Below are 17,166 nucleotides of genomic sequence, written 5' to 3' on the forward strand. Positions count from 1 at the left end.
ACTAGGATGAAGGTATAACATGTTATTAAATGATTACTATAAAACATATAAAATGAACGAATCAGAAGATACATTTATGATTGAAAAAAATAATGATGCTCAGTATTATGACATCTTAGAATCGATCAATGAGCTATCAAATGATACATTTTGTGTGCTCAATCATTTATATGTCAATGAAGATAAAGAATCTCAATTTGAAGATAAATTTTTAGGACGTCAAAAGCATTTGCAAGATGTACCGGGATTTAAAGCGTTACGTTTTCTTAGACCTCAAGCGAAACATAAACATTATATTATAGTGACTTTATGGCAATCGAAACAAGCTTTTTACGATTGGCAAAAGTCATCAGCATACGCGCAAACACATCGTAAGCGTGGAACAAAACGTGGGGTAGATAACCTAATCGTAAATCGTGATTTATCATATAATATTAGAATAGAACTTGAAGATATGACCAATCAATTTCTAAATTACGAAGATATTTTTTAACATATATAAAGAAACGATACAGAAATTAATTCTGTATCGTTTTTTTGATAACTATGAAAGTCATAATAGTTTGGTCATCCGTCAATAAAGAGTAAAATATACCAATGTGATAATACATTTGATAAAATTAAAATGAATGACATGGAAAGGGAGTAAAAATATGCAAAAAACAGATTTACTTGCACCTGAAAAGTATAATATTACATCAGCAATAGAACAATATGCTACAGATGCAACTAAAAAAGCAATTATTTACAGAGATTCAGAACATGATCATATTGAAGTGACTTATCAAGAATTGATAAAAAATGCGAATAAAGTAGGTAATGTTTTCAAAAAGCATGGCTTGAAATATGGTGATAAAGTATTAATCATGATGCCTAGAGCTATAGCTACATATGAATTATATATTGCAGCATTAAAATTAGGTATTGCCATCATTCCAAGTTCTGAAATGTTACGTACCAAAGACTTACAATATCGAGTAAGCCATGGTGAAATTGATGCAGTAATTTCATTTGGGAAATTTATTAAGGAATTTGAAGGTTTAAAAGAATATCAAAACCTTACTAAATTTATTGTTGGTGATACACATCCAGATTGGATTTCAATTGAAGAAGAAAAAGCCAATGCAAGTGATGAATTAGAAGCGGCTGATACTTCTCGAGAAGATGTTGCTATTTTATCATACACGTCTGGTACTACTGGTAATCCCAAAGCCGTTACCCATACACATGGCTGGGGTTATGCTCATTTACAAATGGCGCCTAAACATTGGCTATGTATTAAAGAAGATGATCTTGTTTGGGCTACTGCAGCACCAGGTTGGCAAAAATGGGTATGGAGTCCATTCTTATCAAGTTTAGGTTCAGGGGCAACAGCGTTTGTATATAACGGTCGTTTTAAACCAGAAACATATTTAGAATTATTACAAGAATATCAAATCAATGTTTTATGTTGCACCCCAACTGAATATCGTATGATGGCCAAATTACAAAATCTAGATGATTATCATTTAGAACATCTGCATAGTGCGGTGTCAGCGGGTGAACCATTAAACAGAGAAGTCGTTGAACAATTTAAGAAGTATTTTAATATCACGGTGAGAGATGGGTATGGTCAAACAGAAAGCACATTATTAATTGGCTTCTTAAAAGACACAGCATCTCGTCCAGGTGCAATGGGTAAATCCATTCCAGGTAGTTACACAACCATTATTGATGATGATGGAAATGAAGTAGAACCAAACGTCAAAGGTAATATTGCTGTGCCATTAGACTTACCAGCACTATTTAAAGGTTATTTCAAAGAACCAGAACGCACTGCAGCTGCAAGATTAGGCGACTACTATGTGACAGGTGATTTAGCTCATCAAGATGAAGATGGTTATTTCTGGTTTGAAGGTCGTAAAGATGACATCATTATTAGTTCAGGTTATACGATTGGACCTTTTGAAGTTGAAGATGCACTAACTAATCACCCTGCTGTTAAAGAATGTGCGGTTGTTGCAAGTCCACATGAATTAAGAGGTAATATTGTTAAAGCATTTATCATTCTTCAAAATGGATACACAGGTGATGACGAGCTAATTAAAGAGCTTCAAACATTCACAAAAAATGAAGTAGCACCTTACAAATATCCACGTGCTATAGAATTTGTAGAAGATTTGCCAAAAACAAATTCAGGTAAAATTAGACGTGTGAAATTAAGAGACGCAGAAGTAGAAAAATATAATCAAGAACATGAATAAAATATAAAGTATAAAGAACCTGAGCATTGAATCTATGCTCAGGTTCTTTTTTAATTAGTATGACACATTGTTTGTGATTATATGGCTAAAATAACTATAGGTTTTTAGCACAAATATTTAGATAATTTGTGTCAAAAATAAAAACTATACGTAATCGTTTTCATATCATACTTGTATTTTTCTTTTTATTATGACATACTCAAAATTAATTAGTATGACATAATAAAAAGAGGTGCTTACTTATGACAAAATTGATTTATGCATTTGATGAAGGACAAAAATCGATGAAAGACTTACTAGGCGGAAAAGGTGCCAATTTATCAGAAATGAAACGATTGGGGTTACCTGTTCCGGACGGTTTTACAATTACTACAGAAGCTTGTATAGATTATTTAAAACAAGGTGAACGTTTATCTGACGATGTAAAGGCACAATTACATAAGCATTTAACAGCCTTTTCAAATAGAACAGGTAAATCTTTTTCATCACAGGATCACTTATTACTTGTATCAGTACGTAGTGGTGCGAAAATATCCATGCCAGGTATGATGGATACTATATTAAATTTAGGATTAAATGATGAGAATGTAGAAAAACTTGCTACTAAAACAAATGATGCTCGATTTGCGTATGATTGCTATCGTCGTCTATTACAAATGTTTGGCGATGTTGTTTATGGCGTAGCAATGACTCATTTTGATACATATTTTGAACAATATAAAAAAGAACATCAATATGACTCTGATGCTGATATTACTGCTGAAGGGTTAAAAGAAATTTGTGAACAATATAAAGATATTTATTTAGAACATGGTCACCAACCCTTTCCTCAAGATCCGCTTCAACAATTAGAAGAATCAATTGAAGCTGTATTTAAGTCTTGGGATAATGATCGTGCTCGTGTCTATAGAGATTTAAATGAGATTCCACATGATATTGGTACAGCTGTGAACATTCAGGAAATGGTGTTTGGTAATAGTGGTGAACGAAGTGGTACAGGCGTGGCATTTACTAGAAACCCTGTGACAGGAGAGAATCAATTGTTTGGAGAATATCTATTAAATGCTCAAGGTGAAGATGTCGTAGCAGGTATTCGTACACCAAAGGATATCGATACATTGAAGGAACAAATGCCAGACGTGCATCAACAATTTGTCAATGTGACGAAACAATTAGAAACGCATTATAAAGATTTACAAGACATTGAATTTACAATTGAAAATGGAAAACTGTATTTATTACAAACGCGTAATGGTAAGCGTACAGCACGAGCAGCTATTAAAGTAGCCGTTGATTTAGTTAACGAAGGACTCATCACTAAAGAAGAAGCTGTCACACAAGTTGATGTAAAATCAATTGAGACATTACTACATCCTAATTTTAAAGAAGAAGCATTAAAACAAGCGACGGTTATTTCGAAAATGGGGCTACCTGCAAGTCCAGGTGCAGCGACTGGAAAAGTTGTATTTTCAGCTGAAGAAGCTAAAGTTCAAGCAGAGAATGGTGACAGTGTTATTTTAATGAGACCTGAAACATCTCCGGAAGATATCGAAGGCATGGTGGCTAGTGAAGCTATCGTCACTACACATGGAGGAATGACATCACATGCTGCAGTTGTCGCTAGAGGGATGGGGAAATGTTGTGTGACAGGTTGTTCTGATGTCGAAATTGATACAGTAAACAAAACAGTATATTACCCTAATGGTGATATGTTACATGAAGGGGATATCATTTCAGTTGATGGTAGCGCTGGAGATTTATATCTTGGAGAAATTGAAACAGTTAGCGCTGAACATAGTGATGAGTTCGAACAATTTATGGAATGGTCAGAAGAGATTGCACGATTACAAGTACGCATGAATGCAGAAACACCACAAGATATACAAGCAGGTTATCAGTTTAATGCTAAAGGCATTGGCTTAGTGCGTACAGAGCATATGTTTTTCGGTGCGGAGCGCCTTGTGGAAATGCGTCGATTTATATTAGCTTCTAATTATGATGAACGTGTAGAAGCATTAAATAAAATCAAGACATATCAAATCGAAGACTTTGAAGCCATATTTAAATTGTCATCTGGGCGACCAACAATTGTCCGCCTATTAGATCCACCGTTACATGAGTTCTTACCATCAACAGAAGAAGATATTGCTATGGTTGCAGACCAATTAAATGTTTCTACAGCACATCTAAAACGAAGAATCAATGATTTGAATGAAGTTAACCCAATGTTAGGACATAGAGGATGTCGCTTAGCTATTACTTACCCTGAACTTTATGAAATGCAAGTTGAGGCAATCATGACTAGCGTGTTTAACCTTAAAAAAGAAGGTATGACATCTCAACCAGAAATTATGATTCCGCTTGTGTCTACAGTTGAAGAATTCACAACATTAAAAGCACAATTAGTATCAACTATTCAGGATTTAGAGAATGCTATGGAAGATAAAGTACATTATTTGATTGGCACTATGATAGAAACGCCAAGAGCATGTTTGATTGCAGACCAATTGGCACAACATTGTGACTTCTTTAGCTTTGGAACGAACGATTTGACGCAATTAACATATGGGTTCTCAAGAGATGATGCAGGCAAATTTATAAATGTGTATACTGAAAGTAATATATTACAGCTTGACCCTTTCCAAACGTTAGATCATGATGGCGTAGGTCAACTGATAGACATAGCGGTCACAAATGCTAAACGCGTTAATTCGTCTATTAAAATAGGTGTTTGTGGAGAATTAGGTGGAGATGCTAAATCAATACGTAGATTTAACCAATTGGACATTGATTATGTTTCATGTTCACCATTCCGTGTACCTGGAGCAATCCTAGCTACAGCTCAGAGTCAAGCTGAAGAAAGTGAGAGATAATGTGAAAGAACAACAAGCACAACAATTAACGATTTACATCGTTTCTGACTCTATAGGGGAAACAGCACAACGGATGATACATGCGACATTAACTCAATTTCCAGACTTAACCCAAATAGAAATTAAGAAGTTCCCATATATTAAAGATGAAAATGAATTTCTTAATGTATTAGAATTAGCACATGAAAAAAATGCGATAGTGGTTACAACACTGGTTAGTGAATCCTTCAATGCACTTGGTCATCAATATGCAAAGGAACATCAAATATCATATATAGATTATATGTCGGAATTAATTACGATGATCGAGCAACATACGCAATCTACACCGTTGATGGAAAGTGGCGCATTACGAAAAATGAACACAGAATATTTCAAACGTATAGAAGCCATAGAATATTCGGTGAAATACGATGATGGTAAACACTTCACTGATATTGGAGAAGCAGACGCCCTAATCGTTGGCGTATCTCGAACGTCTAAAACACCATTGAGTATGTACTTAGCCAATAAAGGCTATAAAATAGCGAATATACCATTAGTGCCAGAAGTGACGATTCCCGAAAGTGTTTTCCAACATAAAGGGTTAAAGGTATTCGGTTTAACAGCAAGTCCTAATTATATCGCTAATATTAGAAAAAATCGTGCCGAAGCGTTAGGTATTTCAAAATCGTCAACATACAATAGTTTAGATAGAATTAAGAAAGAATTATCCTATGCTGAAGAAATATTCAATAAATTAAATGCTACCGTTATTAATACAGAATATAAATCTATAGAAGAATCAGCATTTTATATCGAGAAATTTTTACAACAAAATGATTAAAGTATAATCAAATTAAATATTATTCCGCAGTGAATTAATGTGACATATATATAATTTCATGTATTTGTGGAAAAATATAATCACCTTCTAAATCAATTTCTATTATTATAAAGAATAATAATTTACTTTTATCAATGGTTGATTTAACATAAGAATAGAAGACTAGTTTACGAGATGAAATGTTAGAAAAATTGTATTAAATCCTGATTTAGTCAATAAAATGCAATTTTAGTGGACTGGTGTAAGTATTTATTTTGGAGAGGTGAACAACATGGCAAAGTCTGACAAAAAAGACGTAATTTTAATTGGTGCCGGTGTACTTAGTACAACTTTCGGATCAATGTTAAAAGAAATTGCGCCAGACTGGAATATTCATTTGTATGAACGCTTAGACCGTCCTGGTATTGAAAGTTCTAACGAACGTAACAATGCAGGTACAGGTCATGCTGCGCTTTGTGAATTGAACTATACTGTTCAACAACCTGATGGTTCAATTGATATCGAAAAAGCGAAAGAAATCAACGAACAGTTTGAGATTTCTAAACAATTTTGGGGTCATTTAGTTAAATCAGGAAATATTGAAGACCCACGCGCATTTATTAATCCATTACCTCATATTAGTTTTGTAAGAGGTAAAAATAACGTTAAATTCTTAAAAGATCGTTATGAAAAAATGAAAGCTTTCCCAATGTTCGATAATATCGAATACACTGAAGATATCGAAGTAATGAGAAAGTGGATTCCGTTAATGATGAAAGGTCGCCAAAATGATGGTGGCTACATGGCAGCAAGTAAAATTGATGAAGGTACAGATGTAAACTACGGTGAATTAACACGTAAGATGGCACAACACCTTCAAGAAACTGATAATGTAGAAGTAAAATATAATCATGAAGTGGTTGATTTTACACGTTTATCAAATGGTAAATGGTCAGTAAAAATTAAAAACCGTAACACAGGTGACGTGTTTGAACAAGAAACGGATTATGTATTTATTGGTGCTGGTGGTGGCGCAATTCCACTATTACAAAAAACAGGTATCCCTGAAAGTAAACATTTAGGTGGATTCCCAATCAGTGGACAATTCATTGCATGTACCAACCCAGAAGTAATCAAACAACACGATGCCAAAGTATATGGTAAAGAACCACCAGGCACACCACCAATGACTGTACCTCATTTAGATACACGTTATATTGATGGTGAAAGAACATTATTATTCGGACCATTTGCGAACGTAGGTCCTAAATTCCTTAAAAATGGTTCAAACTTAGATTTATTCAAATCTGTAAAACCATACAATATTACAACTCTACTTGCATCTGCAGTTAAAAACTTACCATTAATCAAATATTCATTTGACCAAGTGATTATGACTAAAGAAGGTTGTATGAATCATTTACGTACATTCTATCCAGAAGCACGTGATGAAGATTGGCAAGTTTATACAGCGGGTAAACGTGTACAAGTCATTAAAGATACAGAAGAACATGGTAAAGGTTACATTCAGTTTGGTACTGAAGTAGTAAACTCACAAGACCACTCAGTGATTGCATTATTAGGTGAATCACCAGGTGCTTCAACTTCAGTATCTGTAGCATTAGAAGTACTTGAGAAAAACTTCGCTGAATATGCTGATGAATGGAAACCATTAATTAAGAAAATGATTCCATCATATGGAGAATCATTAATTGAAGATGAACAATTAATGAGAAAAATCCGTAAACAAACTTCTAAAGACCTTAAATTAGGTTTCTATGGAGAAAAATAATTAAAAATTAACTCAACCAAAGCGTCAAAAACTTTGGTTGAGTTTTTTGTTTTATTAACTTTGAATTGGTACGAAAAATTTAGCGTTTTTAAAGTGATACACAATATTAGAATAGTCAAAAGGCATACCTTTATTAGTGTGGAATATGAGTTCATGTCTCATGCAAGGATCACCTTCATTTAATTCTAATAGCTGTGACTCATTTTTGTTAAGAAAATCCACATAAAAATATATGTCAGAAAATCCTATGTTGATATCTAATTGTTCTTGTATATGATTGAAAATGGATTGCGTAGCTATTTGTGTATCAAGTGTAGGAACAATTCGTTTATTAAAGTACGATGTTTCTATACATAGTAATTGATTATCTAAAAAGCGTAATCTTTTAATATAAATCACTTTTTCATTTTGATTTAATTTTAGATGTGCTCTTACTGCTTCATCTGGGATAAATTCATCAAATTCAACGACTAAACTACTTATATCATGATCTTGTAGATTATCAGAAAATCCTTTTGTTTTTAATAAATTAACGTAACCATCAATTCTTTTATTTCTAACATAGATACCACTACCACGAGCTTGAAATATAGTTCCTTCTTTTTCCAAAACTTCGAGCGCTTTTATGATAGTACTTTTACTTACCGCATAATTTGTTTTTAATTCTTCTACGCTAGGCAATTTATCACCGGCTTGATATTGTCCATTCTCAATAAACTTTTCAATATTATTAGCGATATGTTCGTATTTCAACATGATTTTAATTCTCCAATCTATAAACATACATATATTATAACAAAATAGAATTGTACCGGTATAATAGTGGTAATTTCATTTACAAATTGTACCGGTATAATTATAATGATAGTGAAAAGGCTTACAAAATATATGCCATTGGGAGGTAATGACATTGAGCGTCAAAAATAAAGAATTAGCTAAGGATATTTTAGATATTATCGGTGGGAATGAAAATGTTGTTAAAGCATCACATTGTGCTACAAGGCTAAGAATTGTATTAAAAAGATCTATACCTAATGCTAAGAAACAAGTATCGAATTTAGATGGCGTTGTAACTGTAGTTGAAAACAATGGTCAATTCCAAGTTGTCATTGGTAACGCAGTAGGTTCTGTATTCCAAGAGTTTGAAAAATTAATTGACCAAAATGAGGACTCTAATAATGATAGCCAAGAGCAAAAAGGGTCTATATTGAATAGAGTTATTGCTACGATGTCTGCTGTGTTCGCCCCTTTTATTTATGTTCTTGCAGCGGCAGGAATATTGCAGGGATTATTAATTATCATCAATTTGATAATGCCTAGCTTTAAAGAAACGGGGACTTTTGAAGTTTTCAACTTTATTTCATAGGCACCGTTTACCTTTTTACCTATTTTCATAGCTTTAACTGCGTCAAAACATTTTAATGTTAATACTTATATTGCAGTTGCATGTTGTGCAGCTCTGGTTAGTCCAGATTTAGCGGGAATAATAGAAAGAATAGGTAAAGGTGAAAGTTTTCATTTCTTAGGTTTACCCTTATCGGAAACGAGTTATGTTTCATCTGTTTTGCCACCACTATTATTAGTTTGGGCTTTATCATATGTTGAAAAGTATTTGAATAAATATATACCTGAAGTGGTTCGACAATTATTTGTACCATTTTTCAGTATTGTCATCATGGTACCGTTAACACTAATGGTAATAGGTCCATTAGCTTCAGGTGCAGCACATGGTATTGCAAATGGTTTTAATACATTGGTAGAGGTAGCGCCGTGGTTAGCAGGTATTTTAATTGGAGCATTTTGGCAAGTATTTGTTATTTTTGGTGTGCATTGGGGTGTTACACCAATGGTTCTTGCAAACTTTGAAGAATATAAAAGTGATGCATTTCAAGCCTTCCAAACTATCGCAGTTATCGCACAATTTGGAGCAGTATTGGGTGTCTTTTTCAAATCAAAAAATGCAGAAATTAAAAAAGTCTCCTTATCTGCTGGTATAACAGGTATATTTGGAATAACAGAACCTGCTATGTATGGAATTAACTTAAGATTTAAAAAGCCATTTATTATTGCATGTATTAGTGGTGGTATTGGTGCTTTAGTTGCGAGTTTCTTTAATCCTAAATACTATGCTTATGCAGGGTTGCCTGGGCCAATAACTATTGTTAATGGATATAGCGGCGATAATCCAACGTCAATATGGGGGATAGTAATTGGTTCTATTATAGCCATTGTTTTACCAATCATTTTAATACAAATTTTTGGTTATGGCGAAGACACAACAGATAAAGTTCAAGATGCAGATATAAATAACAATGTAACAGACGTTAATAATGATTTATTAGAAGAATATATTTTATCACCAGCAACTGGTTCAATAGTACCTTTGAAAGATGTCGAAGATCCAATCTTCTCTGAAGGAATGATGGGTAAAGGGGTAGCAATTCAACCGATTGAGGGTGAAATAAAATCGCCTGTTATCGGTAAAGTAAGTATGATTGCCCCGAGTAAACATGCTATAGGTATTACTTCTAATAATGGTATAGAAATATTAATCCATGTTGGTTTAGATACAGTGAATTTAAAGGGCAATGGATTCGAAGTATTAATAAGTGAAAATGACAATGTAGAAATTGGTCAAACATTACTTAGATTTAATCAGAGTGATATTGAAAAGCAAGGATATAACACTATTACACCAATTATTGTAACTAATAGTGATGATTTTGAAGAAATACTAATCGAAGATAGAAATGAAGTTACAGATAAAGATAATATAATGACAATTATTAAAAAATAAAGGAGAGAATGACAATGTCTAAATTACCTAATGATTTTTTATGGGGTGGCGCATTAGCGGCTAACCAATTTGAAGGTGGCTATGATCAAGGCGGAAAAGGGCTTAGTGTGATTGATGTGATGACAGCAGGTGAACACGGAAAAGCACGTGAAATCACACAAGAAGTAGAAGCAAACAAGTATTATCCTAACCACGAAGGTATTGACTTTTATCATCGTTATAAAGAAGATGTGAAATTATTTAGTGAAATGGGATTAAAATGTTTACGTACGTCTATTGCTTGGACACGTATTTTCCCTAATGGGGATGAAGAAGAACCTAACGAAGAAGGACTAAAATTTTATGATGACTTATTTGATGAATTATTAAAATATGATATTCAACCAGTCATTACGCTATCGCATTTTGAAATGCCATTACACCTTGCTAGAGAATATGGTGGATTTAAAAATAGAAAAGTAGCAGATTTCTTCGCTCACTTTGCAGAAACAGTATTTCAACGTTATAAAGATAAAGTGAAATATTGGATGACATTCAATGAAATTAATAACCAGATGGATTTGAATAATCCTCTCTTTTTATGGACAAACTCTGGTGTGTTATTATCCGAAGAAGATAATAAAGAAGAGGTATTATATCAAGTCGCACATAATGAACTCATCGCAAGTGCCAAAGCTGTCAAAATTGGTAAAGACATTAATCCTGAATTTGAAATAGGCGCAATGATTTCACATGTACCTATTTATCCATATAGTTGTAATCCTAAAGATATGTTGGAAGCGGAAATTGCAGGTAGAATGCGTTTCTTCTTCCCAGATGTGCAAGTTAGAGGGTATTACCCAGGTTATGCTACGAAAATGTTTGAAAGAGAAAATATTAACATAGGTTGGCTTGAAGGAGACGACCAAATTTTACAAGAAGGTACAGTCGATTACATTGGATTTAGCTATTATATGTCTACAGTAGTTAAACATGATAGTAATAGTAGTGTAGAAGATAACGTTGTGAACGGTGGCTTACCTAATTCAGTTGAAAATCCTTATATTCAAACTAGTGATTGGGGTTGGGCAATTGATCCGGTAGGTTTAAGATTCACATTGAATGTATTATATAATCGTTATCAAATTCCATTGTTTATAGTCGAAAATGGCTTTGGTGCAGTTGATGAAATGGATGAAAAAGGAAATATACATGATGACTACCGTATTCAATATTTAAAAGAACATATTGAAGCCGCAATTGATGCAGTCGACCAGGATGGTGTTGACTTAATGGGTTATACACCTTGGGGTATTATAGATATTGTATCTTTCACTACTGGAGAAATGAAAAAACGATATGGTTTAATCCATGTTGATAGAGATAATAAAGGACAAGGTACACTCGAACGCACGAAAAAAGATTCTTTTGAATGGTATAGAAATGTGATTGAATCTAATGGAGAACGGTTATAAGAATATAAATAACGCATTATTAAAATGGAGTATACTATGTCTTATTATTTAGTGAAATTTGTTCATACAGATATGAAAGGCTGGCAACAGCACATACGTGATCATGCTATTTATTTATATCAGCTCGTTGAATCTGGTGACTTATTAGTATCAGGTCCAGTCGAAAATGAAGATAAAAGCAAATTGGAAGCGTATTTAGTACTCAAAGCAAATAATGAAGACCAATTAATGTCATTACTCAAAGCTGATCCGTTTTGGAAAGAAGGATTAGTGGCAGATTATACGATAGAACAATGGACACCTATGTTTGGTAAGCCAGAAAATATCGAGATAACTAGTCCTATAGAAGAAGATTAATTAATATAAATGGTGCTATGAAAGGAAAAATCATAGTACCATTTTTTTATTTAAAATACTAAACGATATATCGTTGACTGATTTCGATATATCGTTTAGTATATCGATATATCGAAAAAAGAAAGGTGATTAACATGTTTAATAGAAATAATAATCGTTTAAATAGAGGTATGAGACATTTTGAAGGATTTGACATGAATAGAGGCCAAGGTAGAGGGCCAGGTCAGTTTGGAGACTTTAGACAAATGAATGGTAGAGATAGATTCTTCAAAAAAGGAAACTTACAATTTGTAATTTTAGAAATGTTAAAAGAGGAACCAAGACATGGTTATCAAATTATTAAAGATTTAGAAGAAAAATTTAAAGGTTTTTATTCTCCAAGTCCAGGTTCAGTGTATCCTATTTTACAAATGTTAGAAGACAGAGATTTTGTCACAATCACTAAAGATGGCAATAAAAAAGTGTATTCAATTACAGAAGAAGGTCAACAATTTGTTGAAAAAAACAAAGAAAATAGTGATTTTTCAGAACGTATGGCACAATTTGAAAATGTAGACTTTGAAGAAATGAAACAATCACGCGAAAAATTACATGATTTATTCCATTTATTTATGAAAGCTTCAAAAGAATCTATGCAAGACAATGATAAAAAAGAACAGTTAGATAAGATTATAAAAGAAACAAAAGAGAAATTAGAACAATTATCTAAATAGAGATATAGTTGTCGTGTAGGAGGTCTTTTCAATGAAAAAACAAAGAATTGGAATTATAGGTGCAGGTCCAGGAGGATTAATGTTAGGTTTGCTACTTCAACAACAAGGACATGACGTTTCAATATATGAAAAAGCGAGTCCAGATTCAAATCAAAAAAGAGGGGGCTCTCTTGATATACATGAAGAAAGTGGCCAATTAGCATTGAAAGAAGCAGATATATTCGAACGATTCCAAGCATTAGCCCGTGTAGAAGGGGAAGATACACGTGTGCTAGGTAAAGATGGCACTGTTTATTTTGAAGAAATTGGTCAAGGAACAGGCGATCGTCCTGAAATTGATCGAGGTAAACTATGTGATATTATTATTGAAAAGCTTAAAGAAGATACGATTCAATATGGCTATACGTATCAATCTTTAACAGAATTAGATAATGGTAAAGTAACTTTACAATTTTTAGAAGATGAAGTGCAACAGTTCGACGTGGTTGTCGGTGCTGATGGTGCGTTCTCGAAAGTTAGAAATGATGTTGCACATGTAGATGTAACTTATAACGATATTTCAATGATTGAATTGAATATTGACGATGTTGTCAATAAACATCCAGACTTAGTTCAAATCAATAGTAATGGTAGCTTAGTCGCATTAGGAGATTATAAAGGTATATTAGGTCAGTTTACTGGTAATGGGCGTATAAAAGTATATGTTGCCTTCCGCATGCCAAGTGAAAAGCTTGATGATTACAAAGTGTTATCAGTAGGTGAGTTGAAAGAACAATTACTTGAAGATTTCTCTGATTGGGATGAAGATCTAAAAAAATATATCAAATATGCTAGCGATGACGTGATGTGTAGAAGAATTTATAAATTGCCTATTGGTTTCAAATGGGACAATCATCCACATATTACTTTAATTGGTGATGCAGCGCATGTCATGAGCCCATTTGCAGGTGAAGGTGTTAATATGGCGCTATATGATGCTTATTTACTAGCTAAATCTATAGAACGCAATGAAGATTTACAAACGGCATTGAAACAGTATGAAGAAGCAATGTATGAAAGTTCGGCACCAAGAGCACAAGAGTCACAAGATAACTTAGAATTAATGTTTAGTGAAAATAGTGCACAAAAATTTGGTGATTTTTTCAACCAAGCTTTTGATGAAGCATAAAAAATAAAAATGACATAAAGAAAGGTCGTGCAGGAAAACTGCACGACCTTTTTTAAATGTGGAAATTAGTTTTTATTAACTGATGCATCGTAGATTGAATCTACAGCGTCACCTAATGCTTTATCGAATTCTTCTTGAGATTGACTAGCTCTTAAGTCACTAGCTAATGCACGTGAGAAGCTTGCGATAAGTTCATCGTTATCTTTTAATAATTTGTTAGCTTCATCTCTGCTGTAACCACCAGAAAGTACTACAACACGTACAACATTTGGATGTTGAGCTAATTCTTTATATAAGTTAGGTTGAGTTGGGATAGTTAATTTAAGCATTACTAATTGATCACTGTCTAAGCTATCTAAACCTTTTTTAAGTTCATCTTTTAAGACATTTTCAATTTCAGCTTTATCTTTAGCATTGATATTTACTTCAGGTTCAATAATTGGTACTAAACCTTTAGCAATAATTTTTTTAGCGAATTCAAATTGTTGTTCAACAACATCTTTGATACCTTGTTCGTTTAATTCTAAAATGTTTGAACGCATTTTAGTACCAAAAATATGACGTTCATTAGCACGATCTAATGTTTCGTCTAAATCGTCAATTGGTTTCATTAATTGAACACCGTTTTGTTCCTCAGCTAAACCTTTATCAACTTTTAAGAAAGGAACAACGCCTTTATCAGCTAAATAGTCTCCAGTATATTTACCTTCAACTTCACGATCCATTGTTTGTTCGAAAAGAATTGCACCTAGGATTTTATCAGCTGAGAATGATGGTGAAGTCACCACGCGAGTACGCATGTCATGAACAAGTTTGAACATTTCATCGTCATTGCTATATTCATCTTCGTTAACACCATATTCTTTAAGTGCTTTAGGGGTACTACCGCCACTTTGGTCTAATGCAGCAATAAATCCTTTACCATTCTTCATTTTTTCTAATTGTTCTTTATTCATACTTTCCACTCCTTAACTTAACTTTCATCTACAGTATGATAAAAAATATTGTTATTCTCAAGCGATTCAACTTATAATTACCTAGAAAATTACACTATAATAGTATAAAGTCAAAAAATCGCCTTATAATGTGATGATTTGAAGGAGGATAACAATGTATAACAAAGTTCTAGTTATAGGTAGTCCAGGGAGCGGTAAATCTGCTTTAAGTACTCATTTGTCTAAATATATGAGCTTGCCTCTTTATCATTTGGATCAAATCAATTGGAAAGATGATAATCAGACGATAGAACAAGATGAATTGATTAACGAAATCAAAGATATCTTGATACAACAATATTGGATTATTGATGGTAATTATATAGACACATTAGAACTGAGAGTAAGTCATGCTGAAGTTGTTATTTGGTTACAAGAAAAAAGAGTGACGTGTATATGGAGAGTACTAAAACGGTATTTCCTACATGTCATTTGTAAGCAAACGATTGGAAAGAATCCTAAAACAATGAGTCTAGCATTTTTAAAATTTATCTGGGATTTTCCAAAGATTAATGACGAACAAATAAAGAAGTTACAACGTAAGTACCCTGAGAAATTATGGATTATCAAATAAAGAAATTAAATATATGTAATGTACATGCTATGTATGAAATATGATAATATATAATATAAGAAAAGATTTATGATTTTTAAAAATTTGTATCACTACTTAAATTATTTGTAAGAATCATTTTTCAATACATAAAAGGGGATTAAGGATGAAGCAAAAGAAAATCTGGATTACATTAGCAGCAAGTGCATTAATAATTACGGGGTGTAGTTCTGGCATGAGAAAGATGAATCAAAAGATAATAAAGCAGAACAAACGGCTAATCAAAGAAATAAAGTCGCTTATCCTAAAGATGGTGTGAAAGGTATCTACGTTACAAGTAATTCAACACAAGGTGATAAAATTGATCAATTAATCAAATATGTGAAAGATGCCAAATTAAATGCAATGGTTATCGATGTCAAAGATGACGAAGGTAATGTCACTATGAAATTTAATACTGGAAATAAATTGATCGACAAAAATTCTATGGATATTGCAGATGCTAAACCATTATTGAAAAAGTTAAAAGATAATGACATTTATCCTGTCGCAAGAATCGTTACATTTAAAGATACTAAACTAGCTAAAGAACATCCAGAATGGTCATATAAAGAGAAAGATGGTTCTGTATGGCAGAATGGTAAAGGGGATAGTTTTGTAAACCCATTTGTGAAAGATGTTTGGAAATATAATGTAAGTATTTCTAAAGAAGCAGCTAAAGCTGGTTTCCAAGACATTCAATATGACTATGTTAGATTCCCAGAAGGATTTGAAAATGAAGCTGATCAATTGGATTATGATAAAGGCGATTATAGAAATAGTAAATTAAGTAAAGGTGATCAGCGTGTAGATGCTGTTACAAGTTATTTAGAATATGCACGTAAAGAATTAAAACCATACAATGTGAAAATATCAGCGGATGTCTTTGGATATTCTGCATTAGTGAAAAATGCACCAGGAATCGGTCAAAGTTTCCCTAAAATTTCTAAAAACGTGGATGCAATTTCTTCTATGATTTATCCATCACATTGGAGTCCAGGAGATTTTGGATTAGAAGCACCAGATACTGAACCATATAAAACGATTAATCGATATATCCAAAAAGAAAATAGTATTTTAGATTCATTAGGTAAACAAAAACCAATTTCTCGTCCATGGATTCAAGACTTTACCGCTTCATATCTTGGAGAAGGAAAGTATAAAGAATATGATGCAAAAGCATTATCTGATCAAGTACAAGCGTTAAAAGATAATGGCGTTAACGAATTCTTATTATGGAATGCTGGCAATGACTATACAGAAGGTGCCAACTTCAATCCTGAAAAAGGAAAGAATCAAGATAAAGATTACCAAAAAGATAAAAAAGATGAATAGTTAATCAAAAAACACCTCTAATGCATGCAATGCACTAGAGGT

The 17,166-nt window shown here is 32.9% G+C and carries 13 protein-coding genes and 1 pseudogene; 12 read left to right on the plus strand and 2 right to left on the minus strand.

The annotated features are described in order from the left end of the window. The first annotated feature begins 19 nt into the window (after positions 1–19). The 5 genes from JX000_RS01165 (at position 20) to lqo (ending at position 7,713) form a co-directional block, all read left to right on the plus strand. The gene (locus JX000_RS01165; RefSeq protein WP_206140792.1) at positions 20–493 is read left to right on the plus strand and encodes an antibiotic biosynthesis monooxygenase family protein; all 474 of its coding nucleotides are present in this window, start codon (positions 20–22) and stop codon (positions 491–493) included. Between the two features lie 160 nt (positions 494–653). Next, a complete protein-coding gene (gene mbcS / locus JX000_RS01170) occupies positions 654–2,243 on the plus strand; it encodes an acyl-CoA synthetase MbcS (protein ID WP_145506349.1) in 1,590 nt (529 codons plus the stop codon). A 242-nt stretch (positions 2,244–2,485) separates the two neighbouring features. Further along, the gene (ppdK, locus tag JX000_RS01175) at positions 2,486–5,116 is read left to right on the plus strand and encodes a pyruvate, phosphate dikinase (protein ID WP_145506346.1); all 2,631 of its coding nucleotides are present in this window, start codon (positions 2,486–2,488) and stop codon (positions 5,114–5,116) included. A gap of 1 nt (position 5,117) precedes the next feature. Beyond that, complete coding sequence (locus tag JX000_RS01180) at positions 5,118–5,942, plus strand: pyruvate, water dikinase regulatory protein (RefSeq protein WP_145506343.1); 825 nt, start codon at positions 5,118–5,120, stop codon at positions 5,940–5,942. A 271-nt stretch (positions 5,943–6,213) separates the two neighbouring features. Continuing rightward, on the plus strand, positions 6,214–7,713 hold the full coding sequence (gene lqo, locus JX000_RS01185) for an L-lactate dehydrogenase (quinone) (protein ID WP_015364658.1): 1,500 nt from the start codon (positions 6,214–6,216) through the stop codon (positions 7,711–7,713). Between the two features lie 54 nt (positions 7,714–7,767). Here the strand turns inward: lqo and JX000_RS01190 are convergent, their stop codons facing one another. Continuing rightward, entirely contained in the window at positions 7,768–8,469 is a 702-nt protein-coding gene (locus JX000_RS01190; RefSeq protein WP_002451230.1) for a GntR family transcriptional regulator, read from the minus strand. Between the two features lie 154 nt (positions 8,470–8,623). Here JX000_RS01190 and JX000_RS01195 point away from each other — a divergent pair. From JX000_RS01195 to JX000_RS01215, 5 genes and pseudogenes are all read left to right on the plus strand, one after another. Continuing rightward, a pseudogene (locus JX000_RS01195) lies at positions 8,624–10,510 on the plus strand (beta-glucoside-specific PTS transporter subunit IIABC). A gap of 14 nt (positions 10,511–10,524) precedes the next feature. Beyond that, positions 10,525–11,964, plus strand: a complete 1,440-nt coding sequence (locus JX000_RS01200) for a 6-phospho-beta-glucosidase (protein ID WP_075778339.1) — start codon at positions 10,525–10,527, stop codon at positions 11,962–11,964. A 36-nt stretch (positions 11,965–12,000) separates the two neighbouring features. Continuing rightward, positions 12,001–12,321, plus strand: a complete 321-nt coding sequence (locus JX000_RS01205) for a YciI family protein (protein WP_047211194.1) — start codon at positions 12,001–12,003, stop codon at positions 12,319–12,321. 134 nt (positions 12,322–12,455) lie between these two features. Continuing rightward, positions 12,456–13,034, plus strand: coding sequence for a PadR family transcriptional regulator (locus JX000_RS01210; RefSeq protein WP_145506333.1), 579 nt, complete (start codon positions 12,456–12,458; stop codon positions 13,032–13,034). Between the two features lie 31 nt (positions 13,035–13,065). After that, complete coding sequence (locus JX000_RS01215; RefSeq protein ID WP_145506330.1) at positions 13,066–14,202, plus strand: FAD-dependent oxidoreductase; 1,137 nt, start codon at positions 13,066–13,068, stop codon at positions 14,200–14,202. 65 nt (positions 14,203–14,267) lie between these two features. Here JX000_RS01215 and JX000_RS01220 read toward each other — a convergent pair whose 3' ends face one another. Beyond that, a complete protein-coding gene (locus JX000_RS01220; protein ID WP_002451238.1) occupies positions 14,268–15,158 on the minus strand; it encodes a fructose bisphosphate aldolase in 891 nt (296 codons plus the stop codon). 154 nt (positions 15,159–15,312) lie between these two features. Here JX000_RS01220 and JX000_RS01225 point away from each other — a divergent pair, with 154 nt between their 5' ends. Together JX000_RS01225 and JX000_RS01230 are read left to right on the plus strand one after the other, a co-directional pair. After that, complete coding sequence (locus JX000_RS01225; protein ID WP_145506327.1) at positions 15,313–15,771, plus strand: P-loop NTPase family protein; 459 nt, start codon at positions 15,313–15,315, stop codon at positions 15,769–15,771. Positions 15,772–16,065: 294 nt separating this feature from the next. Beyond that, positions 16,066–17,124 carry a putative glycoside hydrolase gene (locus JX000_RS01230; RefSeq protein WP_408023126.1) on the plus strand — a complete coding sequence of 353 codons (1,059 nt, stop codon included), beginning with the start codon at positions 16,066–16,068 and terminating at the stop codon, positions 17,122–17,124. The last annotated feature ends 42 nt before the right edge of the window (positions 17,125–17,166 follow it).

Source organism: Staphylococcus sp. SB1-57 (genome assembly GCF_017086425.1).
Taxonomy (GTDB): Bacteria; Bacillota; Bacilli; order Staphylococcales; family Staphylococcaceae; genus Staphylococcus; species Staphylococcus warneri_A.